The sequence below is a fragment of the Streptococcus sp. 2018110 genome (genome assembly GCF_019754115.1).
Lineage (GTDB): Bacteria > Bacillota > Bacilli > Lactobacillales > Streptococcaceae > Streptococcus > Streptococcus hashimotonensis.
Map to the genome: position 1 here is coordinate 116,603 of NZ_JAIJZO010000002.1, position 23,531 is coordinate 140,133.

Below are 23,531 nucleotides of genomic sequence, written 5' to 3' on the forward strand. Positions count from 1 at the left end.
GTGCGAACTATATTTGCGCTTCAATAAAAACAGATTCCTTTAGATAATTTTTAGTAAAAAATGTATAATGTGTATATAAAATTTTTGGAGGTGCCCTATGGCTGTAACCTATAAACGACAAGATGATTTAGAAAAGATGCTGGAAGAATTTGCTTCATTTGAAAAACTGGAAGAAATTGAGTATCCTGATCCAAAATCAAAAGAAAATTCCGAGAAAAACAACTTGAATCAGGATAAAAAATAATATGTTCGGTCTTGATCAATTACCTACCTCCGTCCTACAGGCGGGGGCTATTTTCCTGTCTATCATGATTGAAGCCTTGCCCTTTGTGTTGATTGGAGCATTGATTTCTGGCTTTATTGATGTGTTTATCACCCCTGAAAAAGTCCATAAACTCCTTCCCAAGAACAAGTTTCTTGCCATTCTATTTGGAACCTTTATCGGCTTCATTTTTCCGTCTTGCGAATGTGGTATTGTCCCTATTGTCAATCGGCTATTAGAGAAAAAAGTACCTAGTTATACTGCTGTCCCCTTTTTAGTAACGGCTCCTGTGATTAACCCCATCGTCCTTTTTGCAACCTTTACCGCTTTTGGCAACTCCCTACTTTTCGCCTTCTATAGAGCCCTAGGAGCCATCATTGTATCCCTAGTATTGGGAATCATTCTTGGTTTTTTCGTAAAAGGACCCATTCTTAAAGGAAGCAAATTTGACCATCACCAGCATGATTATTCAGATAAAACCAGTTGGCAAAAAGTTGGCTTCGCACTTATTCATGCCATTGATGAATTTTTTGATACGGGACGTTATCTAGTCTTTGGTTGTCTCTTTGCCAGTCTCGTACAGGTCTATATTCCAACTGCTGTCCTGACTACCATCGGTCACAGTCCATTAGCAGCTATTTTACTGATGATGTTGCTGGCCTTTCTTCTTTCCCTATGTTCTGAGGCCGATGCCTTTATTGGTGCATCACTACTATCCAGCTTCGGATTCGCCCCAGTAATGGCTTTCTTAGTTATCGGACCCATGGTGGATGTTAAAAACTTGCTCATGATGAAACATTATTTCAAGGGGAAATTTATAGCCGGTTTTATCATTACTATCACTCTCGTTATTTTGGGATATAGTATGATACTTGGAGGTGTAGTATGATTCGCTTTTTAATTCTTGCAGGCTATTTTGAGATGACCATGTATCTTTATGTCTCTGGAAAATTAGACCAATACATCAATCTGCACTATAGCTATCTAGCCTATCTATCCATGATTTTATCTTTCATACTTGCCATCGTACAATTGTATGTCTGGGTAAAAGAAATTCGAGTACATAGCCATTTAAAAAGCAAAATTGCCAAACTATCAAGCATTGGACTATTGCTCATTCCTCTTGCTGTAGCCTGGCTCTTTCCTACGGTAAGCCTGGATTCAACAACTGTTGCTGCCAAGGGCTATCATTTCCCACTAGCAGCAGAAAACGATGCTAATACACAAAACCAAGAAGGGACGACTGTTCAGTATCTCAAGCCTGATACTTCTATTTATTTTACAAAAGCTGCCTATCAAAACCAGATGCGTGAAATTGCTGATCGGTACTTGGCTGAAGAAACCATTGTCGTAACTAATGAAAACTATATGGAAGTGATGGAAGCAATCTACGACTATCCTACGGAATTTTCAGGAAAAACAATTGAAATGATTGGATTTGTCTACAATGACCCTGACAATAGCCAGCAATTTTTCCTTTTCCGCTTTGGTATTATTCACTGCATTGCTGATTCTGGGGTATATGGCTTACTCTCTACGGGTGCTACCACAGAATTTCCTAACAATACTTGGGTAAAAGCCAGAGGAACAATCAAGGTTTCCTACCATACATCGTTGAAACAAAATCTCCCAACACTTGAATTGCAATCGATGGTTCAGATTGAACAGCCAGATTCCCCGTACGTCTACCGTGTTTTCTAATAATTCCAATTCAAAAAGTGAATTTTCTGACAATTTATGCTATAATAGTGTCTATACTCAACAGATAGGAATGAAATTATGTCATCACATGTATTGTTTACAATTTTTGGTGCTAGTGGCGACCTTGCCAAACGCAAACTTTACCCATCTTTATTCCGCCTCTATAAGGCTGGACACATCAAGGAAAACTTTGCAGTAATTGGTACAGCTCGCAGACCCTGGACCAAGGAATTTTTTGAGCAAACCGTCATTGAATCACTAGGTGATCTGCCTGACACACCACGTCAAGCTCATGAATTTGCTAGTCATTTCTACTACCAAAGCCACGATGTCAATGACACGGAACATTATGTAGCTCTTCGTAAATTGCAGGACGACTTGTGTGAAAAATACGATACCCAGCACAACAAGGTCTTCTTCCTCTCTATGGCACCTGAATTTTTCGGAACCATTGCCAAACACCTCAAATCTGAGCAAATTGTTGACGGACAAGGTTTTGAACGCTTGATTATTGAAAAACCTTTCGGAACTAGCCTTGCAACCGCAAGCAAACTCAATGATGAATTGGCAGCAGCCTTCAATGAAGACCAAATCTACCGTATCGACCATTACCTAGGCAAGGAAATGGTGCAAAATATCTTTGCGGTTCGCTTTGCAAATATCATTTTTGAGCATATTTGGAATCGCGATTACATCGATAACGTCCAAATTACATTTGCTGAAGCGATTGGTGTTGAGGATCGTGGGGGCTACTACGATCATTCTGGCGCCTTAAAAGACATGGTGCAAAACCATGCCCTTCAAGTTCTTTCACTTCTAGCAATGGATAAGCCAGCCAGCTTCAAGGAGGAAGATGTCCGCGCTGAAAAGATCAAGGTCTTCCAACACCTTCGTCAACCTTCTGATGAGGACCTCAAACGCAACTTTATCCGTGGTCAATATGCAGCAGGTTCCATCGACGGAAAAGACTACGTTAGCTACTTGGATGAACCAAATATTGCCGAAGCTTCTCAGACAGAAACCTTTGCGGGAGGTGTCTTCTTCGTTGATACTGACCGTTTCCGTGATGTACCGTTCTTCTTCCGTACAGGTAAACGTCTGACAGAAAAGGGCACGCGCGTGACCATCACCTTCAAGCATGCGGAAGATATTTTTGGTCAACCTTCTGAGGCCAATGTCTTGACCATCTTCATCCAACCAACTGAAGGCTTCATGCTCTCTATCAACGGTAAGGAAGTTGGTTCCCACTTTGCTCTTACTCCTGCCAAACTCAACTTCCGCCACAATGCAACTGCTCTTGGCAATTCACCTGAAGCCTACGAAAAACTATTTTACGATGTCCTAAATGGTGATTCTACTAACTTTAGCCATTGGGAAGAAGTGAAAGCAAGCTGGAGCTTGATTGACCGCATTGTTGATTTGTGGGCAAGCAACCAAGTCCCACTCCACACCTATCCAGCTGGAACTATGGGACCTGAGGCTGCCTTTGATTTGCTAGAAAGCTACGGTTGCAAGTGGGTCTGGACGCCAGATGTGTGGTATCGTGAACGTGGCTTATTGAAATAATATATGTAAACTGGAGCAATCCAGTTTTTTTCGGAGATATTTATGACTGAATTAAACACTATTCTCACCCAACTTGAAGCAGCCAGCCATGCTGGCACCCTCAAGCGTTATGAAAAAATTGGCGAAACTAAGCCCTACTACAGCGTTCCGATGGGAGCTATTTCTGGTATCGCCAAGGCCTATAAAAATCGACTGGACTTGTTTGCTCCACTCTGGCAAACAGGTGTCCTTGAAGCACAATATTTAGCTATTCAAATTGCCAAAACAAAACCTGACCAGCTGACTTCTACTGCTTTAGAAACTTGCCTCAATGAACAAGTTTCGGTCAACGTCCTAGATAAGCTGGCTTCCATTATTCTTAGCAAACGTAAGGATAGCAAAGACTGGGAGGAATACTTACTCACTCAAGACCAAGCCATTTTTCAACGCATTGGCTGGTTCCTTCGTGCCAAATACTTTGCTGGAAAAACAGCAACAAATCAAGAAATTGAAGAAACTCTAGACCATATTCGTCAGCATTTACAAACCGCAGACCCACTTGTCCAATGGACCATGAACCAATGCTTGGTGGAGATTGCCGTTGCTTACCCTGACTATCTAGAACAAGGCCTTGCAATCGGTAAAGAGTTAGCTGTCTATGTGGACATGAAAGTACCAAAAGGCTGTACTTCTGCCTACGCACCAGACTGGATAGAAGCATTGTTGAGGAGAAAATAAGATGCAACATATTGGAACACAAGTATTAGAAACAGAACGCCTGATTTTGCGCCCTTTTCAAGCAAAGGATGTTGAATCAGTTTTCCAAAACTGGACTTCAGATGAAAAGGTCACCACTTATCTGACCTGGTCAACTCATCAGACACTCCAAGAAACTGAAGACTATATCCACTTCTGTCTCCAATCTTATTCACAAGAAAAATCGTACAGGTGGATTATTGAGCTCAAGGAAACACAACAAGTAATTGGAGATATTTCCGTCGTCAGTCTAGATGAACGAGTACAGGCCGCTGAATTAGGTTGGGTGTTGGGTAGTAAATGGTGGGGCCAAGGTTACATGCCTGAAGCTCTTGAAGCTGTCAATCGCTATTTACTGGAAGAGGTTGGTTGTTTACGGATTACGGCTGTCCACGACAGTGAAAATCGCCCTTCTGGTCGTGTCATGCAAAAAGTTGGTATGACCTACGAAGGAACCCTTCGACAAGCTGCTCGAAACAATCGTGGTATTGTGGATATTGCCATTTACTCACTGCTGCATACAGATAGAAAAAGTCGCTAGTTCATTGAACTAACGACTTTTTTTCTAACAACTTTCTTATAGGATACTCCGCATTACTCTTTTCTATCTATTTCCAACTCAATCAGTTGGTCAGTATAATACGGATTGGTTAAGATTTCAGGTTTATCACCTATAAATGCTTGGGCGGCTTCTGTATCACCTTGCAATTGCCACATAAACCATGCCATTGTATAGCCATCTGGTTTGTACAACACTTCACCATGTGGCGTATTTTTACGCCTCATAGCAAGTTTATTGCTTGGGATATCATTGGCGATGTCAACCAATTGGTCTCCTGTAACAACCCAATCATCTCCTCCACCCTGACCAGATATGAGCATTATCGGAATAGTAATCTTTGTCGCATCGTAATCCCAAAATAGATTATGAGCTAACTCTTTATTGGTAGGAGAAAGTGCCACCGCAGTCTTGTAAATATCTTTATGCTGTGTGTCGGTGATAGCATTGATAACCCCAACACCACCTTGCGAATGCCCTACGATGCCGACATTTTCAAAATCAACTTTTTGATAAAATAGACTTTCCTTATCAGCAACTTCTTGATTGGCATTCATTCTCTCTAAATAACGAATACTCATTTCAGCTCCAAAGGCATTCCAGGAGTGAGGCTCTTCCGTTCCGATGACAATAAATCCCCAGGAAGCATAATGTTCAGCAATAGCTGGAAATTTAGAAAGTGGAACACCAGTTCCATTGGCAATCACAATAACAGGGTATTGCTTGTCACTTGTCTCCAATTCTTTTGGATAGAAAATCAGGAATTTTCCAAAATTTAAGAGCGTTCCTTCTTCTTTTTTGGCAACTTCATAGCTTCCATTTGCCATATACTTCTGTTCAATCTCTCCACCCATTTCCGTTTTTTCTTGGAAATTTCTTGGATTTACTGATTGGTGCGAAAGAAAATTAAGGGTAATAATCATTAACGAAATGATACAAAAAATGATGATACCTAAAATTGTGAATACTTTCTTCATTATTTCTCCTTAAATCCAACCTAACTGTTGAATGATGAATGCCAATCAATTCAACACTCACTACTAAAACTTAATCCACCGGCAGATACTTGGCCAAATAGTCTTCCACTAAGGTCATATAGGCTTGGTTTGCAGCATCGTCATTTTGCAGACCATGTCCAGAATGTTCAGCAGTAAGGAACTGGTAGTCAACACCTTTTTCTTTCAAGGCTTTTTCTAGTCGAAGGGCTGCGGCGTAAGGCTGCACCTTATCATGTTTTCCGTAGATGACCACACTTGGCACAGATTCTTCCGTCACCCAGTGGACTGCTGAAATTTCATTGACAATAGCCTTGTAACTCCCGTCAACAATCATTTCTTTGGTCACCTCCTGTCCTGACATAGCACTGACAAGACCTGCGGCAACTTCATGATTGGTATCCGCCCCATAAATGCCCCAATCTTCCATGTAAAAGCTAGAAGGGCCAACGCCACCGAAGGTCAAAACCACAGGAACAGGAGCTTCTTTGGCATCTCGATAAGCGTAAATCATAGCTAGAGCATGACCCGCTGATCCACCTGAAATAGCCATTTTGTCAATTGTATAGCCTTCATTTTTAGCCGCCTCAATCACATGAGGAATGCTGTCTTTGATTTCCTGAGCTTGAGAAGTAACACTTGCTCCATTCTCATCTGTCCACAAGGTATAGTTGATACCAGCTGCTACATAGCCCTTAGAAGCCAGCCATTGCAACATCTGCTGGTCATCCTTTTTATCACCGCTTGTAAACCCACCCGCATGCAGATAGACAACAAGTCCGTAGGTCTGTTTACTAGTGTTCGCAGGCAGATAGAGGTCAAACTTTTGGGCATCTTCCTCTCCATAGGACAGATCCGTCACCGTTCTTCCTACCTGCTCCGACCATTCAACAGTGTACTTCTTGGCCCAAGCTGGCTTAATCAACCCTTTAGAAGTTACACCAGCAAGGACAGCCAAGAAAAATACTAAAATTCCTAAGCCCACAAATCTTCTCCTTCTCATAGAAAATTACCTCCCCAGATTGTTCCACCCAATAGCAGATTGAGGAAAATCCGTACCAACAGGCGACCAACTAACAGTCCAACAATCGCTATAATCCCTAACACCAACCAACGTTTTAAAGTCATGATTACTCCTTGACATTTCCTTCATTTTCAATTAAGATGTAACAAGTGTAACATTTGTTAATTCCCATGTCAATGTCAAAGGCAAACCATGTAACAAAAGGAGGAAGTTTGTAACATGACTGCACAAGATTATATCCAAGAAGCCCTTTTGCAACTTATTCAGCAAAAGGCTTATGATAAGATTACCATTACCGATATTGCCAATCGAGCAGGAGTGACCCGCATCAGCTTTTATCGGAATTTTGATAGTAAGGACGCTATTTTAAAACAGGCCTTGGAAAGAGCTTATTCTGCCTACAAAAAAGAATATGGTAACGACCTGTCCTTCCCTTCACTCTTTTCCTTTTTCCAGCAGAACAAGACCTTGATTGACTGCCTCTACAAGAGTGAAAAGGAAATCTTCATCGCCCAACTCCTAACAGACAGGCAAAGTCTGGCCCAATTACCTACGGAACTAGCCTATTCCTACGCCTTTGTGGGCTATTCAATCCTGGGTGCCTGCACCGCTTGGTACCAGCGTGGCATGGTGGACACCGCAGAAGAAATTACAAGAATTATGAATCAGCAAAAAAGTAGCTAACTTCGCAGTTGGCTACTTTTTCTATTCTATACCAATCCTTCCAAGAGCCCACGCATGAACTCTTCGGATTTGAATTCTCCGATGTCATCAATTTTCTCACCGAAACCAATCAGTTTCACAGGAATATCCAGTTCCTGACGGATAGCAAGGACGACACCACCTTTTGCTGTACCGTCCAGTTTGGTCAAGACAAGACCTGTCAATGGGGTAATTTTTGCAAATTCCTTGGCTTGGCTAAGGGCGTTTTGACCTGTGGAGGCATCCAGTGCTAAGAGAGTTTCATGCGGTGCATCAGGCAGAGTCCGTTTGATGATGCGACCAATTTTTTCCAGCTCTGCCATGAGATTTTCTTTATTTTGCAAACGACCTGCTGTGTCAATCATGAGAATATCCACACCTTCTGCCACGGCACGTTTTACCCCATCAAAGACCACACTAGCTGGGTCTGACTTTTCTGGACCTGTGACCACAGGCACATCGACACGGCGACCCCACTCAGCCAGCTGGGCTACCGCACCCGCACGGAAGGTGTCCGCTGCGACCAACATGACCGTCTTGCCAGCCTGCTTGTACTTGTAGGCTAACTTACCGATAGAGGTCGTCTTCCCAACGCCGTTGACACCGACAAAGAGCATGACCGTCAAATCATCTTGAAAATTGATTTGCTCGCTGAATTGACCATCTTTTTCGTAAATATCCACCAATTTTTCGATGATAACACGACGGAGTTCATCTGTCTTCTTGGCATTTTGTAGCTTGGCTTCATAGCGGAGCTCCTCTGTCAGAGTAGAAGCAACCTGCACACCTACGTCTGACAAAATCAGCATTTCTTCCAACTCTTCGAAAAATTCTTCATCAACCGAACGGAAATTGGCAAAGAATTCATTGAGCCTCGCCCCAAAGCCTGTACGCGTCTTTTTCAAGGTTCGCTGGTACTTGTCCTGCTCACTTTCTTGCTCTACTGGAGCAACTTCCTCAACAGGCTCTTCCTTGACCTTGGTTTGAATAGCAGGGTCAAAGCCTTGTTCCTGCGCTTCCTTCACTCGAGCCGCAGCGGCTTCTTTGGCTGCATAATATTGAGCCATCATGTCTAAGGTTCGTTGTTTCTGAGCTTCCTGCTCGGCAGTCAATTCAGACTCTACTACTTCAGACTGGATCTCTTCCATTTCTTGACTAGCTGACTCAACTTCAGTAGTTACAGCATCTTCGCTAGAAGCCGACTGCTCCCTTTCCACTTCTTCAACAAGAGCGACTTGCTCCTCTTGTTTTTCTTGTCCAAATAATCGATCAAATAATCCCATACTAGTCCTCATTCAATACATAGTGCTCGATGGCCCAAGCAATGCCATCTTCATCATTAGTTTTTGGCAGGACAAGATTGGCCGCAGACTTGATTTCGTCTGTTGCATTAGCCATGGCAACGCCCAGACCAGCCCATTCAATCATGGAAAGATCATTTCCTTCATCGCCACAGGCCATAACTTCTGACTGATCAATCCCCAGATGTCCAATCAACTTAGCCAAACCATTTGCCTTGTGGACACCTTTTGGACTCCATTCGAGCAGAATATCACGCGATTTGAAAATCTCGAAGCGCTCGTGAAGTTCTGCAGGAATTTTTGGAATTTGTCCATCTAGAAATGCTGCATCTACCGCTGAGACTGCCTTATTGTAGACAAAATCTTCTGGCATTTCCTCATCACTTGCCACAATTTTATTAAGCAATGGATTACAAGTTAGATAAAGTGATTCATGAGCTGATGGTAGAGAATAGACATCACCACCATAGAGAACATCCAGAGGCAGGTCCAAATCATTTGTCACACGACGGATGGTGCGCACATCTTCAATAGTGAAGCCAACCTTATCCAAAACCCGACCTGTATTTTCCTGGACTAGACCACCGTTAAATGTAATCGAATATTGATTCTCCCCTAGCAGATCTAGTTCTTCTAGAAAAGTACCGATAGCTTGTAAAGGACGCCCTGTTGTCAGAACTACATAAACTCCACGCTCACGCGCTGCCTGCAAGGCCTTTTTATTAGCTTCTGAAATCCGTTTGTCCGATGTCAGAAGTGTTCCATCTAAATCCAATGCAATCAACTTAATTGCCATTTACTTCCTCCTCTAAATAGGCTAATACTGCTCCATCATTGCAATGACCAATCATCAAATCCGCCCGAGCTTTCACTTCCTCTCTTGCATTTTCTGTCGCAAGAGCCATACCTGCAAAGTCAAACATATCCAAATCATTTTGATTATCACCAAATACCACTACATCCTGACGGGTAATTCCAAAATGAGCACAGAGATGACTCAATCCAACTGATTTATTTGAACCATTTGGAATTATATCAATATTGTCAAAACCAGTTGTCATGGCCGTTACACCTTCAAATGTATCATTTAACCATCGTCTGGCATCGTCCATTTCCTCAGGAGAAAATTTGGCATTGATTTTTATAATCTCTTCTCGAACTTCTTCAAATGTGTCTACCAATCGAAAGTGTGCGTAATAATTCGTCATCGCTTCTAAAAACTGAGGCTCAGCATTTTTTAATAAATAAAAGTTTTCGAGGCCAGACAGCACCATGGACCGACTGCTACCAAAGGGACCTGCATCAATACCCGCGATAATCGGCAGATAGATTTCAGGACTAATTGGATCATCCATAAAGATAGTCTGCCCCTGATATTCAACGATTGAACCATTTTCTGCCACAAAACCGATTTCATCTACAAAATCTTCAAAAACAAGTTTCAGGCTTTGCATAGATCGCCCACTTGCTGCCACAAATAAATAACCTTTTTCTTTAAACTGATTCAGTATACGACGAAACCGTTCCTTATCAAAACTATGGTCTTCTCGTAAAAAGGTACCATCCATATCACTGGCGTAAATTTTGTTAATCATAATTTCTCCACATCTTTCAGCTTAACGGAAACAATCTTGGACACGCCAGATTCCTGCATGGTCACTCCATACATGGCATCCGCTGCCGCCATGGTCCCTTTACGGTGGGTCACGACGATAAACTGACTCTCCTTATCAAAACGGTTGAGATAGTCACCAAAACGTTTGACATTTGCCTCATCCAAGGCTGCCTCCACCTCATCGAGAATTACAAAAGGAATGGTCTTAACACGGATAATGGAAAATAGCAGAGCGAGGGCCGAAAGGGCTTTTTCGCCACCTGACATAAGATTGAGAGATTGAATTTTCTTACCAGGAGGTTGAACTGAAATCTCCACACCCGCAGTCAATAGGTCACCTTCTGTCAAAATCAAATCCGCTGAACCACCGCCAAACATTTGTTTAAATGTCTGCTTAAAGCTTTCACGAATAGCTTCAAAAGTAACCTTGAAGCGCTCTTTGACTTCATCATCCATCTCATGGATAGTATCTAGTAGTAAATCACGCGCCGACAAAATATCTGTCCGTTGCTCATTGAGGAAGGTAAGGCGATTATTAACCTCGTCATACTGCTCAATAGCATCCAAATTGACTGGACCCAAAGCACGAATAGCTCTTTCTAGGTCTTTGAGGCTTTGTTCAGCAACTGCAAGATTCTCAACTTCCTTGGCCTGAGACTGGGCGGCTTCAAAACTTAATTTAAAATGCTCGGTCAAATTGCCTAGCAAGGTCCGTAATTTATCGCCCGCTTGCTCACAATCTGCCTCTAACTTAGCCTGCTTACGAATCAAATCATCATTCTTAGTCCGAGCTTGTTGCAATCTTTCTTCCAAGTCTTCAAACTGGCCATCAATATCTTCCAATTCAAACTTTAAGCGAATTAGAATCTGATTGGTCTGTTTTTGCTTATCAGATGCCGCCTGCAATTGTTCTTCAAGAATCTCAATACTAGTATCTTCAAGAGCTTCTAGCTTCTGGTCAATCATATCCTCTAGAAGAGAAATTTCCTTATCTGCAACCACTTTTTCTTCTTGCAAACGTCTCAGATCTGTCTGTTCAAAACGAAGTTGGCTAGTTAGTTCAGCCTGCTCCAAAGTTAGTTGACTCTTCTGAGTCTGTAGTTTCTGCAAGCTTTCTTGAATACTGTCGCGATTATCACGGACTTGATTGATTTGTTGATCCAAGGCTAGTTTTTTCTCATTCAAGGCTTGGACATTTACTTCTTCCTTAGCAGCAGCCTCTTCTAGCTCAGTCAAAATGGTCGGACTAACCTGACTCATTTGCAGGTCATACTGGGCTGATAGCTGAGCCAGTCTATTTTCTGCCTGTTCCTGATGAATCCTTGCGCTCTGCTGGTTCAATCTAGCTTCTTCCCCCTCCGCCTTAATCGTTTCCAAGGCTTCTCTGGTCTGGTCTAAGCTAGTTTTCTTAGCTGCAACCAAGCTTTCTTGCTCCTGCAACTGGTTAGACAGCTCTGCTATTTCTCCTAAAAGAGCATCGAGTTCTGGTTTGATAAAGGTCGTGCTGTTATTTCGATTGCTACCACCAGCAAAGGCTCCACCAGGACGGATTTCCGCTCCATCCATGGTTACCATACGCACTTGAAACTTGGTTGCCCGCGCTGCCTGATTGGCATGGTCAATGGTATCAAAAATTGCGATAGTGCCTAGCAAATTTTGGAAAATCGCATCTAAATTTGGCTGATAAGTCACCAAATCACTTGCAAGCCCCAAAAATCCATCGGAAGATTCTAGTAAAGAGATTTGCTGTCCAGAAAGCTGACGTGGCTTGATAGTTGTCAGAGGTAAGAAGGTTGCCCGCCCTTGCCGTTTTTCTTTCAAAAATGCGATAGCTCGTTTAGCAGTCGCTTCATCTTCAACGATGACGTTTTGGCTAGCACCACCAAGAGCAATTTCCAAAGCCGTTTGGTAGCGAGTATCGAAGGTCAGTTGTTCACTGACTGCTCCAATAATTCCTCCTAAGCTTGGTGCCGCCTGCAAGACAGCCTTGACCCCCGCGTAAAAATTGGAGTGATTTTTCAAGATAGCTTCTAAACTAGACTGGCGAGCCTGTTTGCCTTTCAACTGATCCAGCAAATCAAACAAGCGACCTTGCTCAGCCTGATAAGCAGTCTGGGCTTGATCCAATTCTGTTTTTTGAGTCTGATAGCTCTCAAGTAACTGGCGTAAAACCTGATCAGCTTCTTCTAAACTTTTCCGACTCTTATCAAGTACTTCTTGAGCTGTTTGTTTTTCCGTCTGCAAGCGTGCCAAGTCTTCAGATTTACTCTCAGAAAGACTGATTTGATTGGCAATGTCCTGCTGAATCTTGGTCAGACGGTTTGAAGCTTCTGCCTCTTCCTGCATCAGAGCAACATACTGTTCACGCAGATGATCTAAAACCTGATCAGGATCTTCTGAAAAATAGGAAATTTCTTTGTCTACCGCAGCAATATCATCTTTTAAGCTAGACAAGGAACTATCTAATTGCGCAAGTGTTTCTTGCTTTTGCTCAATCTGTTCTGCCAACTGCTCTCGTCTAGTCAACAAGTTTTCCAAACGCGCCTGCGCTTCTTGACGACTTGATTCGTTTTGACTAGATTCCAGTTTATGGACCTCAATTTTTCGCTCCAAATCACTGATTAACTTGGTCAAATCCAGCAGAACTGCCTGTTCACGCTCCAATTGTTCGGACAGGCGGTGGCGCTTCTCTTTCAAATTCTGATTTTCTTGCTCCAGCTCAGAACGCTGTTTGTAGTAGCTAGTCAATTCAGTTTTGACAGACTCTAGTTCGGCTTCTTTTTCCGATAACTTTTCCTTACCAAGCGACAACTGAGCCACCAAAACATCTAAGTATAATTCCTTACGTTGACCATCTAATTCTAGAAATTTCTTAGCAGTTTGTGCCTGTTTCTCCAATGGTTTGACCTGATTATCAAGTTCATAGATAATATCGTCCAAGCGGTCCAAATTCCCTTGAGCCTGTGCCAGCTTACTTTCTGTTTCTTTCTTACGGGTCTTGTATTTTAAGACCCCTGCCGCCTCTTCAAAAATTGCACGGCGTTCCTCAGGTTTGGAATTAAAAATGGCCTCAACCCGCCCTTGAGAAATAATAGAGAAAGAATCCCGACCCAAGCCAGTATCCATGAAAAGATCATGAATATCCCGTAGACGAACCTTTTTCCCATCAATCAGGTACTCACTATCACCAGATCGATAAATATGGCGTTCAACCTTAATTTCCTTAGCCTTATCTGCGATAAATCCGCTAGAATTATCCAAGGTCACCACTACCGAGGCATAGTTAAGAGCCTTACGGCTTTCCGTTCCTGCAAAGATAACATCGGGCATCTTGCCTCCACGTAGGCTTTTAGCAGACGACTCTCCCAAGGCCCAACGTAGACTTTCTGTAATATTGGACTTGCCAGAACCATTCGGCCCTACAACAGCAGTCACTCCACGGTCAAAGACGACTTTGGTCTTATCCGCAAAGGACTTAAAGCCCTGCATTTCAATTGATTTTAGATACATACCTATCCTCTAGCCTCCACAGCATTTTTTGCAGCGGCTTGTTCAGCTAATTTCTTAGAGCGACCACGACCACGACCAATCACACGCTGATCAGCAGATACCTCCACTTCAAAGGTCTTATCATGGGCAGGACCAGACTCAGCTATTACTTGATACGAAATAGCAATCTCACCATTGACCTGCAAAATTTCCTGCAAAGCAGTCTTATAGTCGGTCACGCGCTCAAAGTTTCCTTTTTCCAAGCGAGGAATCATGACCTTATGGATAAATTCCTCCACGGTCTTTTCACCCTTGTCCAATAGCAGAGCTCCTAAGAACGCCTCGAAAGCATCTCCTAAAATAGTATCGCGATTTCGCCCTCCAGACTTCTCTTCCCCCTTACCAAGACGAAGAAACCGATCAAAACCACAAGCACGTGAAAAACCAGCCAAAGACTCCTCACGTACAAAGGTCGAACGCAACTTGGACATCTCACCTTCGGGTCTATCAGGATATTTTTGATAGAGATATTTGGAAATCATCAACTGGAGAACAGCGTCTCCTAAAAATTCCAAGCGCTCATTATGTGAAATTTTTAGAAGGCGATGCTCATTGGCATAAGAAGTATGGGTAAAAGCCGTTTCTAATAAATTCAAATCCGAAAAATCAATCCCAAAATCAGCCAATAATTTTGCATGTAAATCTTTCATCTATATGCTCCTTTCTAACTTAAACGAAATAGATGGTTTACATTTACTCCGTCCTAACATTATACCATATTTTCCACTGGACTTCTCTTGTCAACTAAGTTTCAGCCAGCACCTCTCCACATCTTTTTGCAAACATTTACATATTCATCAGATTTCGATAAAATGGAAGAAAAAAGAAAAATATTAACATGCAAAATAAGACAAAACCACTCAATACATCACTGCTCTCCCTCATCCAGTTCATCGGAGCTATTTTAGTCATCGCCCTCCATTGTCGCAGACTATTTGAAGCAGACCCGCTCCACTTCATCCAAAAATCCATCTTTAGCCGCATGGTCGTTCCCTACTTCATGGTCACAGCCAGCTTCTTCCTCCGACGCAACTACCCCTGCCTCTCCAAACAATACCTGATCCGCTACAGCAAACAATACCTGACCTGGTCCATCCTCTACCTCCCCTTCTACCTCATCTACCTAACACTCCAAGAAATCCCCTTCCCCTACTATCCCCTCGCACTCCTAGTCGGACTGACCTACACCGGCACCAGCTACCAACTCTGGTACATGCCCGCTTTCTTTCTAGGTCTTGTCCTCGTTCATTTTTCCTTGGAGAAATGGGGCTGGCGCATTACAGCTTGTCTAGCCTGCCTTCTCTATCTTCTAGGCTCAGTCGAAACCTACTCCTCCTACCTGGCAGAATCGATTTTCCTGACCGCATTTGACAGCTACAAAACCTTCTTTTTCACCAGCCGCAACGGCCTCTTCTACGCACCGATTTTTGTCCTGACAGGCTTTTATCTAGCCGACAAACTCAATCAACCCATTTTCCAATACAGACAAAAAAACAAACTACTTGTCTGCATAGCTCTTTTAACTTTTGAGGCTACAATCATCTATCTCAATCAGGGCTACGACAAGAACTTTCTATTTAGCCTGATTCCATTCACAGCCTATCTAGTCGCCTGGACCCTGACCACAGACCTCTTCCGCCAGAAAAAATTCCAATTTCTCAAAGAATACGCCAGCTATTATTATTTTATCCATGTTATCCCAGTCGAAATCAGCTTTTTCTTCCTAGAAACTAGTTTCCTGACCAAAATACAGCAAGGTTGGTTAGTCTTCCTTATCACCATCATCACTTGCCAACTGCTCAGCTGGTTAATCATTAATACTCAATGAAAATCAAAAACAGACTAGCTCCAACAGTCTGGGAATAGACTGTTGGAGGTCGGAAATTAGACGAACTTGGTTCGTGACCGTAAGATGCGGATAGAACTGAAGTTCATCAAATCAAGTCAACAACGTCTGATTTTGATTTTCGAAGAGTATAAGCACAAAAGAACCTTGTAAGACTTAACTTACAAGGCTTTTTTACAAATCAAAATCCTCTTTCAACTTATCAATCACCTGTTGGAGTAAATCCCGATTGACACTGTATTTGACATTCTTGTCTTTGGCATTAAAGAGGAGCAGGTCACCGTTAATCAGCTTTTGGGTGTGGAAGGATACCGCTGCCCCTGTAATAGCCAGGTGTTCTGCAATGTCCTTGCTCTTGGCATGGGGCTTGGTCAGCTCCACCAAGACCTGATAACGCGTGCTATCGCTGATGACTTTAAGAGCCGTTGTCAAATCATCCAGATCCAGCTCGTCATTTGAGAGCATAATCTGGTCAATTCGACAGGAAGCTAAAAGAGCGACTTTCATATGGTCAAACTGTTCGTTTCCATAATAAGCAAACCAAAAGCACCATGGACTGAGCACGAAGAATGGGGCGTTTTCCACACCCAGAGTATCCAGGCTGGTCATGGCTAACTGCTTGGATTCTCGATAGAGTTTTTCAATGTCAAATTCCTTAGCAAATTTTTCACGCTCCGCCCTTGCCTCTTCAAAGTAAGGCTGATAGATAGGAAGCATCTTGTCCAAGAGAGCGACAGACCGCTCAACAGTTTCCAAAGGATTGCGAATAGCCAGTGACCAATACCATTTATCAGCTGGCTTTTTACCCGTATTCTCCAAGAGCTCCATGAGGCTGAGGTCCTTCTCACGATGTCCGTCATTTTCAGACGCCAACATGGTCCGCATGGCATCTTCGACTTCATCTTGGGACAGCTTTAAAATCATTTGACAGGCTTCCTCAACCGTCTTTGGATCCTGTCCTTGATCCAAGAGGTAGAAATACAAGGTGTGCAAGATTGTAAAGATATGGCCCCAAACAAAGACCTCATTGACTTCCTGACGATAATCCGCCAGCTTTTCCTCTATTTCATCTCGAATGTCCAAAGCATCTTTGAGAATGTCTCTTTCTTTCTGTGACAAATCCGCCTCAAACGGCTCTTCACGTTCTGTGATAATTAAAGGAATAAAGAACTTTTCGACAATCTCGCTTCTATAATCTCGGTAATCTAATTTCATAGTTTTCTTTCTAAATATTCACTAATGACTTTTCAGGTTTAGATCCTGTAAGAACAGTATAGCCCAACAACCCCACAGAAAGCAAGAGGAAGATAAGGGAAATACTGGTCGCAGAAAGAAGAGTCACCAGCAGAGCTACCAAGGCTTGACCAGCTACCATACCAATCTGGCAAAAACTATCAATCCCCCCTCCAACTGTTGCCAATTTATCTTCTGGCAATTCATTTAAGACCAAGGCATTCATTTTCGGATTAAAAACGCCCAAAGTCATAGCTGTTACAAAAAGAACTGTCAATACCACATAGATATTGTGGAGAAAGAATCCTAGGAAAAGTAAAACAGGCATGAGAGTCGAAAACTTGAGAAGGTTGACCAAGCTAACATTTTTGAAAAGAGCCATCCCTAGACTGGAACCAAGAATGCTCCCAACTGAGAAGAGAATGGAAATCAAAGCCACCGTTGTCCCCGCATTGGCGATAACAAAATCTGGAAACTCCTTCATATTAAGAATCGCTAATGGTGAGAGGGCGGTAAAAATCGCATTCAAGCTGGTAATTGTAATGATAGAAGCCTTTAGTACAGGAATATTTTGGATAACCTTATAAGATTCTTTTATGCTTTGACGCATTCCCTTGATAATCCCTGCCTCTGTTTCCACTTGCTCGGCCTGCTGGATTGGATTTTCCTTCAATAGTTTAGCGATAGCAGGACGAATCACTAGCATAATAGCAAGACTAGCCAAGAAGGTCCCAGCGTTTAAGAAGGCAAGTTGTTGATAGGACATAAAACCAATCAGGATGGCTCCGCTGGCTTGAAAGGCAATTTGCAAGAGCGATTTGACTGTCATTTTGAAGGCCATGGCTGTTTCGCGATCCTCTGCTGCCACAACCCGCAGGCTGACAGGCAGATAAAGACCATTTTCATATTGACCTGCCAAATCAGACAAGAAGTTGATGACACATACGACTGCTACAATCCAGAGGGCCGAGGCAAAGCCCATTAATAGACCAACAAGGGCATAGAGACCAACACGAACCAGCAGTGTTGCAAGAATGGTATCCAATTTATTTTTCGTCTTATCTGCCCAAATCCCGATAAAGAGACCTGCCAAAATCGGCAAAGTTTCAGAAGCCGTAATCATAGCCAAGGCAAACTTGGTATCTGGTAGAAACAGGACATAGTTCATCAAAGCCAGATAGTAAAGCGTATCTCCAAAGTTAGAAATCAAGTCTGCCACAAAGCTAGATAGAAATAATTTATTGTTGACTAGTTTTTTCATAAACATCTCCTTAAACTTATGTTAAATATTTGTTTAATATTATTTTACACTTTATTTAAATAAAGTCAATGCTTAATTTTATAAAAATTAAACATTTTTTAAACATTTGTTTAATTTTTGTTCCATCTTACTTTTTCTTGACAAGATGAGCACAGTTTGTTATAGTATTGTTCGGGCACCTCTTTTGAGAGGTCGGAGAAAAGGCTCCCTAGTTTTAGGGAGCTATTTTTGTTTTTCCCAGAGAAAATTACACATTTGGAGGACTTATTGGATGAAGAAAATCGCATTTGATTCAAATAAATATTTGAATTTGCAACGTGACCATATTTTAGAACGAATTGCTCAGTTTGAAGGCAAGCTCTATATGGAATTTGGCGGAAAAATGCTGGAAGATTTCCACGCAGCTCGTGTTTTACCTGGCTATGAACCAGATAACAAAATCAAACTCCTCCAAGAGTTGAAAGACCAAGTAGAAATCGTCATCGCCATCAATGCTAGCAACATCGAACATTCTAAGGCACGTGGTGACTTGGGTATTTCTTACGACCAAGAAGTCTTCCGCTTGATTGATACCTTCAATGATATTGATATTTATGTTGGTTCTGTCGTCATTACCCAATACCGCAACCAACCAGCCGCAGACGCCTTCCGCAAGCAGTTGGAAAAACATGGTATCAAGTCCTATCTCCACTACCCAATCAAAGGCTATCCTTCTGATATTGACCACATCATCTCACCAGAAGGTATGGGCAAAAATGACTACATCGAAACCAGTCGCAATCTCGTCGTTGTTACCGCACCTGGACCTGGTTCAGGTAAATTGGCGACTTGTATCTCCCAACTTTACCACGACCAACTGCACGGCGTAACATCAGGCTATGCTAAGTTTGAAACCTTCCCTGTCTGGAACTTGCCTCTCCACCACCCAGTCAACCTGGCCTATGAGGCGGCAACTGCCGACCTGGACGACCTCAACATGATCGACCCCTTCCACCTGCAAACCTACGGCAAAACTGCGGTCAACTACAACCGTGACATCGAAGTATTCCCTGTCCTCAACCGTACCTTTGAACGTATTTTGAACAAATCACCATATGCCTCACCGACAGACATGGGGGTCAACATGGTGGGCTACTCCATCGTAGACGAAGAGGCTGCGATCGAAGCATCCAAGCAAGAAATCATCCGTCGCTACTACCAGACCTTGGTTGATTTCAAGGCAGAGCGGGTGAGCGAGCAAGCAGTTAAAAAGATTGAACTCCTCATGAATGAAGTCGGTGTGACACCAGCAGATCGTAAGGTTGTTATCGCTGCACGCGAAAAAGCAGAGCTGACAACTAGCCCTGCCCTTGCTATTCAGTTGCCAACTGGAGAGATTGTAACTGGTAAAACATCAGACCTCCTCAAACCAACTGCAACTGTTCTTCTCAATGCCATCAAGCAAATTGCTAACATCGATGATGAAACACTTCTCATCGAACCAAACTACATCCGTCCAATTCAAGAATTGAAGGCAGATTATCTGGATAAGACCAATACACGACTCGATGCAAGTGAGATTCTTAACGCCCTTACCATTACTGCACAAGACAGCCCTCTTGCTGCACGTGCCATGAAAGAATTGGGGCAATTAAATGGTAGCGAAGCCCATTCAACTGTTATCCTATCCGATGAAGATAAGAGCGTTCTTCGTAAATTAGGCATCAATCTTACCTTTGACCCGATCTACCAACACAATAAGTTTTATCAGAAAAACTAAGCACACAAAAAGACTTGCTCCGACAAGTCTTTTTGTGAACAGTAAAAAAGCAAGGATTCAATTCCCTGCTTTTTTTCAATGATTAGTCGAAATCAACATACTCTTTTTGAAGTTCAAGAACTTCTTCTGCCGTTGCACATTCTGTCAAGGCACGGTGAGCATATTCTTCCATCTTAGCTGTATCAAGTTTCTTCATAAGGCTACGTGTACGAAGTACAGATGTTGCACTCATAGAGAACTCGTCCAAGCCCATACCTACAAGAAGTGGAACAGCTTGTTGATCACCAGCCATCTCACCACACATACCAGCCCATTTGCCTTCTGCATGTGCAGCCTTGATAACATTGTTGATCAAGCGAAGGATTGATGGGTTATATGGTTGGTAGAGGTATGAAACTTGCTCGTTCATACGGTCTGCAGCCATTGTGTACTGGATAAGGTCGTTCGTACCGATTGAGAAGAAGTCAACTTCTTTGGCAAATTGATCTGCAAGCATTGCTGCAGCAGGGATTTCAATCATGATACCAACTTGGATATCATCTGCAACTGCTACACCTTCAGCCAACAAGTTTGCTTTTTCTTCATCAAGGATTGCTTTTGCTGCACGGAATTCAGTCAACAAGGCAACCATTGGGAACATGATACGAAGTTTACCATGTACAGATGAACGAAGAAGGGCACGCAACTGAGTACGGAACATTTGGTTACCAGTCTCAGAGATAGAGATACGAAGGGCGCGGAAACCAAGGAATGGGTTCATTTCGTGTGGAAGATCGAAGTAAGGAAGTTCCTTATCGCCACCAATATCCATTGTACGAACCACAACAGGCTTGCCGTTCATACCTTCAAGAACAGCCTTGTAAGCTTCGTATTGCTCGTCTTCTGTTGGGAAGTCTTGTGAGTCCATGTACAAGAATTCTGTACGGTAAAGACCAACAGCTTCTGCACCGTTATCATTTACACCTTCAACGTCTTTTGGTGTACCGATGTTTGCTGCCAATTCAAAGTGTTTGCCGTCAGCTGTAACTGTTTGAGCATCTTTCAAAAGAGCCCATTCAGCTTTTTGTTTAGCATAGGCTTCACCAGCTGCTTTAAATTCTGCAATCACTTCTTCAGAAGGGTTAATCACTACATCACCTGTGATACCGTTAACAGCCAATACATCACCATCTTTAACAATTTCAGTAATGTTATTTGTACCCAAAACAGCAGCAATTTCAAGTGTACGAGCCATGATAGCTGAGTGACTTGTACGACCACCAATGTTCGTTACAAAAGCTTTTACAAACTGTTTGTTTAATTGCGCTGTATCTGAAGGTGTCAAGTCATGCGCGATAACGATTGACTCTTCGTCGATAGTTGCTGGGTTTGGCAAGCGAACACCAAGCAAGTGTGCCAATACACGTTTTGCTACGTCACGAATATCTGCAGCACGCTCTTGCATGTATGGGTTATCTTCCATACCTTCAAAGATAGCGATAAACATATCCGTAACTTCTTTCAAACCAGTCTCAGCATTTGTTTTCTTAGCACGAATTGTTTCCTTAATCTGACCAATCATTTCTGGGTCAGCAAGAACCATCAAGTGTGCATCAAATACGGCTGCGGCCTCTTCACCTAGGCTAGCTACTGCGTTCTCACGAATAACAGAAAGCTCGTTTTGAGATGCTTCTAGAGCAGCATCCAAACGAGCTTCCTCTGCATTTGTATCTTCAACTGTAACAGTTTCGAAGGACAAATCTGGCTGAACGAGTAGATATGCCTTAGCAACAGCAACACCATCTGATGCTGCGATTCCTTTAAGCATTTCTGTCATATTCTTATGCCAATCCTTCTTTTTCCATTGTTTCAGTGATAGCTGCGATTGCGTCGTCAGCATCAGCACCTTCAGCAGAGATTGTTACGTCAGCGCCTTGACCAACACCAAGACTCATAACACCCATGATAGATTTAAGGTTAACAGACTTTTCTTTGTAGTTCAAAGTAATGTCTGAAGCAAATTTACTAGCTGTTTGCACAAGCAAAGTTGCTGGACGTGCGTGGATACCTGTTTCTGCCACAATGTGGAAGTCTTTTGAAGCCATATTTGGATTCTCCTTTATTTTTACAAAATTGTGAGTTATTTGTGATAACCCTTACAAAGGACATTATACCACTTTTTGAAATCATTTTCAAGATTTTTTTACCTTTCTTTCATGTTTCCGTCATACAAAGAGAGGTTCATTTTACTTTTTCTTCATTAAATAGAGTCTAGTAGAACTTCTGAAAATTGACTAGTAGATAGATGAGCAACGTCCAAAATTTTAGCAAAATCAAGCGTAACATTTTTATTTATAAAAGCATCTTCCAAGGCCTGAATAATTAAAGTAGCCGCTTCTTTCCAGCCTATATATTCCAACATCATACAAGCCGAAAGCAAGAGGGAACATGGATTAGCCAGATCCTTCCCTGCAATATCAGGAGCAGTTCCATGTGTCGCTTCAAAGATAGCATGACCTGTCTGATAATTAATGTTAGCACCTGGTGAGATGCCTATTCCTCCGACCTGTGCCGCAAGAGCATCTGATGCATAATCTCCATTTAGATTTGTAAGAGCAACCACTTGGAAGTTTTCCGGCGCCAATAAAATCTGCTGCAGAAAGTTATCCGCAATAATGTCATTTACTACCAAAGTCCCCTCTGCAAGTTCTGTAGCAAATTCTTCTTTCGCCAATTCATAACCCCACTTGCGGAAACCGCCTTCTGTAAACTTTTGAATATTTCCCTTATGAACTAAGGTCACTATCTTCAGTTGATGTTCTAAGGCATATTCTATTGCAGAGCGAATGAGGCGTTTACTCCCTTCTTCCGAAATCGGTTTGATACCAATACTTGAAGATTCTGGAAAACGAATATTTACCACTCCCATTTCTTCTTGCAGAAAAGAAATGACTTTGGCAACTTCATCTGAACCAGCCTCCCATTCAATACCTGCATAAATATCTTCTGTATTTTCACGAAAAATAGTAATATCTGTCTTTTCAGGCTCTTTCAGCGGACTTGGCACTCCCTTAAAATAGCGAATCGGGCGCACACAGGCATACAAATCTAATTCTTGACGAAGTGCAACATTAAGAGAACGATGACCTTTCCCAATCGGCGTCCCCAAGGGACCTTTGATTGCAACTAAATACTCACGGATTATTGCCAATGTCTCATTCGGCAAAGAAGTTCCCGTTAATTCATAAGCCTTTTCTCCTGCAAAAACCTCCCTCCACTGAATAGAACGTTGACCTGCATAGGCTTTTTTCACTGCAGCATCAATAACTTTTTGACTAACTGACCAAATATCCCTGCCAATACCATCTCCTTCAATATAAGGAATAACGGGACAATCTGGGATAATTAACCGTCCCTCTCTCATCAGGATTTTTTCTGCCATAT

General features: G+C 42.5%; 22 protein-coding genes. 9 read left to right on the forward strand and 13 right to left on the reverse strand.

Annotation, left to right across the window (positions count from 1 at the left end; all coding sequences use genetic code 11):
* Window positions 1–97: 97 nt before the first annotated feature.
* From K5Q34_RS02575 to K5Q34_RS02600, 6 genes are all read left to right on the forward strand, one after another.
* Window positions 98–244, forward strand: coding sequence for an SPJ_0845 family protein (locus tag K5Q34_RS02575; protein WP_002936026.1), 147 nt, complete (start codon window positions 98–100; stop codon window positions 242–244).
* 1 nt (window position 245) lies between these two features.
* Entirely contained in the window at window positions 246–1,151 is a 906-nt protein-coding gene (locus tag K5Q34_RS02580) for a permease (RefSeq protein WP_221864454.1), read from the forward strand.
* A complete protein-coding gene (locus K5Q34_RS02585; RefSeq protein WP_221864455.1) occupies window positions 1,148–1,963 on the forward strand; it encodes a TIGR03943 family putative permease subunit in 816 nt (271 codons plus the stop codon). Before K5Q34_RS02580 ends, K5Q34_RS02585 begins: the two co-directional genes overlap by 4 nt.
* A gap of 78 nt (window positions 1,964–2,041) precedes the next feature.
* Window positions 2,042–3,529, forward strand: coding sequence for a glucose-6-phosphate dehydrogenase (gene zwf / locus K5Q34_RS02590; RefSeq protein ID WP_105179485.1), 1,488 nt, complete (start codon window positions 2,042–2,044; stop codon window positions 3,527–3,529).
* A 42-nt stretch (window positions 3,530–3,571) separates the two neighbouring features.
* Window positions 3,572–4,246, forward strand: a complete 675-nt coding sequence (locus K5Q34_RS02595; RefSeq protein WP_221864456.1) for a DNA alkylation repair protein — start codon at window positions 3,572–3,574, stop codon at window positions 4,244–4,246.
* Window position 4,247: 1 nt separating this feature from the next.
* A complete protein-coding gene (locus K5Q34_RS02600) occupies window positions 4,248–4,805 on the forward strand; it encodes a GNAT family N-acetyltransferase (RefSeq protein ID WP_024392338.1) in 558 nt (185 codons plus the stop codon).
* A 53-nt stretch (window positions 4,806–4,858) separates the two neighbouring features.
* Here the strand turns inward: K5Q34_RS02600 and K5Q34_RS02605 are convergent, their stop codons facing one another.
* The 3 genes from K5Q34_RS02605 to K5Q34_RS11710 all read right to left on the reverse strand — a co-directional run bounded on the left by K5Q34_RS02605 (window position 4,859) and on the right by K5Q34_RS11710 (window position 6,946).
* On the reverse strand, window positions 4,859–5,800 hold the full coding sequence (locus K5Q34_RS02605; protein WP_024392339.1) for an alpha/beta hydrolase: 942 nt from the start codon (window positions 5,798–5,800) through the stop codon (window positions 4,859–4,861).
* Between the two features lie 70 nt (window positions 5,801–5,870).
* Window positions 5,871–6,803, reverse strand: coding sequence for an alpha/beta hydrolase (locus tag K5Q34_RS02610; RefSeq protein ID WP_024392340.1), 933 nt, complete (start codon window positions 6,801–6,803; stop codon window positions 5,871–5,873).
* Between the two features lie 14 nt (window positions 6,804–6,817).
* Window positions 6,818–6,946, reverse strand: coding sequence for a hypothetical protein (locus K5Q34_RS11710; protein ID WP_260619428.1), 129 nt, complete (start codon window positions 6,944–6,946; stop codon window positions 6,818–6,820).
* Between the two features lie 115 nt (window positions 6,947–7,061).
* Between K5Q34_RS11710 and K5Q34_RS02615 the strand changes: the two genes are divergently transcribed.
* A complete protein-coding gene (locus K5Q34_RS02615; protein WP_024392341.1) occupies window positions 7,062–7,526 on the forward strand; it encodes a TetR/AcrR family transcriptional regulator in 465 nt (154 codons plus the stop codon).
* Window positions 7,527–7,552: 26 nt separating this feature from the next.
* Here the strand turns inward: K5Q34_RS02615 and ftsY are convergent, their stop codons facing one another.
* Genes ftsY through rnc form a run of 5 tightly spaced genes read right to left on the reverse strand, consistent with a single transcriptional unit; the run spans window position 7,553 to window position 14,659 of the window.
* On the reverse strand, window positions 7,553–8,827 hold the full coding sequence (ftsY, locus tag K5Q34_RS02620) for a signal recognition particle-docking protein FtsY (RefSeq protein WP_221864457.1): 1,275 nt from the start codon (window positions 8,825–8,827) through the stop codon (window positions 7,553–7,555).
* 1 nt (window position 8,828) lies between these two features.
* Window positions 8,829–9,641: a Cof-type HAD-IIB family hydrolase gene (locus tag K5Q34_RS02625; RefSeq protein WP_024399453.1), complete on the reverse strand. Its 813-nt coding sequence runs from the start codon at window positions 9,639–9,641 to the stop codon at window positions 8,829–8,831.
* Window positions 9,631–10,440, reverse strand: a complete 810-nt coding sequence (locus K5Q34_RS02630) for a Cof-type HAD-IIB family hydrolase (RefSeq protein WP_221864458.1) — start codon at window positions 10,438–10,440, stop codon at window positions 9,631–9,633. The genes K5Q34_RS02625 and K5Q34_RS02630 overlap by 11 nt, the downstream gene beginning before the upstream one ends.
* Window positions 10,437–13,970, reverse strand: coding sequence for a chromosome segregation protein SMC (gene smc / locus K5Q34_RS02635; protein ID WP_221864459.1), 3,534 nt, complete (start codon window positions 13,968–13,970; stop codon window positions 10,437–10,439). The genes K5Q34_RS02630 and smc overlap by 4 nt, the downstream gene beginning before the upstream one ends.
* 2 nt (window positions 13,971–13,972) lie before the next feature.
* Window positions 13,973–14,659, reverse strand: a complete 687-nt coding sequence (gene rnc / locus K5Q34_RS02640) for a ribonuclease III (protein ID WP_012028264.1) — start codon at window positions 14,657–14,659, stop codon at window positions 13,973–13,975.
* Between the two features lie 188 nt (window positions 14,660–14,847).
* Here rnc and K5Q34_RS02645 point away from each other — a divergent pair, with 188 nt between their 5' ends.
* Window positions 14,848–15,837, forward strand: a complete 990-nt coding sequence (locus K5Q34_RS02645) for an acyltransferase family protein (RefSeq protein WP_221864460.1) — start codon at window positions 14,848–14,850, stop codon at window positions 15,835–15,837.
* Between the two features lie 192 nt (window positions 15,838–16,029).
* Here the strand turns inward: K5Q34_RS02645 and K5Q34_RS02650 are convergent, their stop codons facing one another.
* Both K5Q34_RS02650 and K5Q34_RS02655 read right to left on the reverse strand, forming a co-directional pair.
* Complete coding sequence (locus tag K5Q34_RS02650; protein ID WP_221864461.1) at window positions 16,030–17,070, reverse strand: helix-turn-helix transcriptional regulator; 1,041 nt, start codon at window positions 17,068–17,070, stop codon at window positions 16,030–16,032.
* 10 nt (window positions 17,071–17,080) lie between these two features.
* Window positions 17,081–18,349, reverse strand: a complete 1,269-nt coding sequence (locus K5Q34_RS02655; RefSeq protein ID WP_221864462.1) for an MFS transporter — start codon at window positions 18,347–18,349, stop codon at window positions 17,081–17,083.
* 271 nt (window positions 18,350–18,620) lie between these two features.
* On the opposite strand from K5Q34_RS02655, the gene K5Q34_RS02660 reads away from it, so the two are divergent.
* Window positions 18,621–20,108 carry a DUF1846 domain-containing protein gene (locus K5Q34_RS02660; RefSeq protein ID WP_221864463.1) on the forward strand — a complete coding sequence of 496 codons (1,488 nt, stop codon included), beginning with the start codon at window positions 18,621–18,623 and terminating at the stop codon, window positions 20,106–20,108.
* An 82-nt stretch (window positions 20,109–20,190) separates the two neighbouring features.
* On the opposite strand, the gene ptsP is transcribed toward K5Q34_RS02660, so the two are convergent.
* The 3 genes from ptsP to icd all read right to left on the reverse strand — a co-directional run bounded on the left by ptsP (window position 20,191) and on the right by icd (window position 23,529).
* Complete coding sequence (ptsP, locus tag K5Q34_RS02665; RefSeq protein ID WP_014637790.1) at window positions 20,191–21,924, reverse strand: phosphoenolpyruvate--protein phosphotransferase; 1,734 nt, start codon at window positions 21,922–21,924, stop codon at window positions 20,191–20,193.
* Window positions 21,925–21,928: 4 nt separating this feature from the next.
* Window positions 21,929–22,192, reverse strand: a complete 264-nt coding sequence (locus K5Q34_RS02670) for a phosphocarrier protein HPr (RefSeq protein ID WP_002936050.1) — start codon at window positions 22,190–22,192, stop codon at window positions 21,929–21,931.
* Window positions 22,193–22,347: 155 nt separating this feature from the next.
* A complete protein-coding gene (gene icd, locus K5Q34_RS02675; protein ID WP_221864464.1) occupies window positions 22,348–23,529 on the reverse strand; it encodes an NADP-dependent isocitrate dehydrogenase in 1,182 nt (393 codons plus the stop codon).
* Window positions 23,530–23,531: the final 2 nt, after the last annotated feature.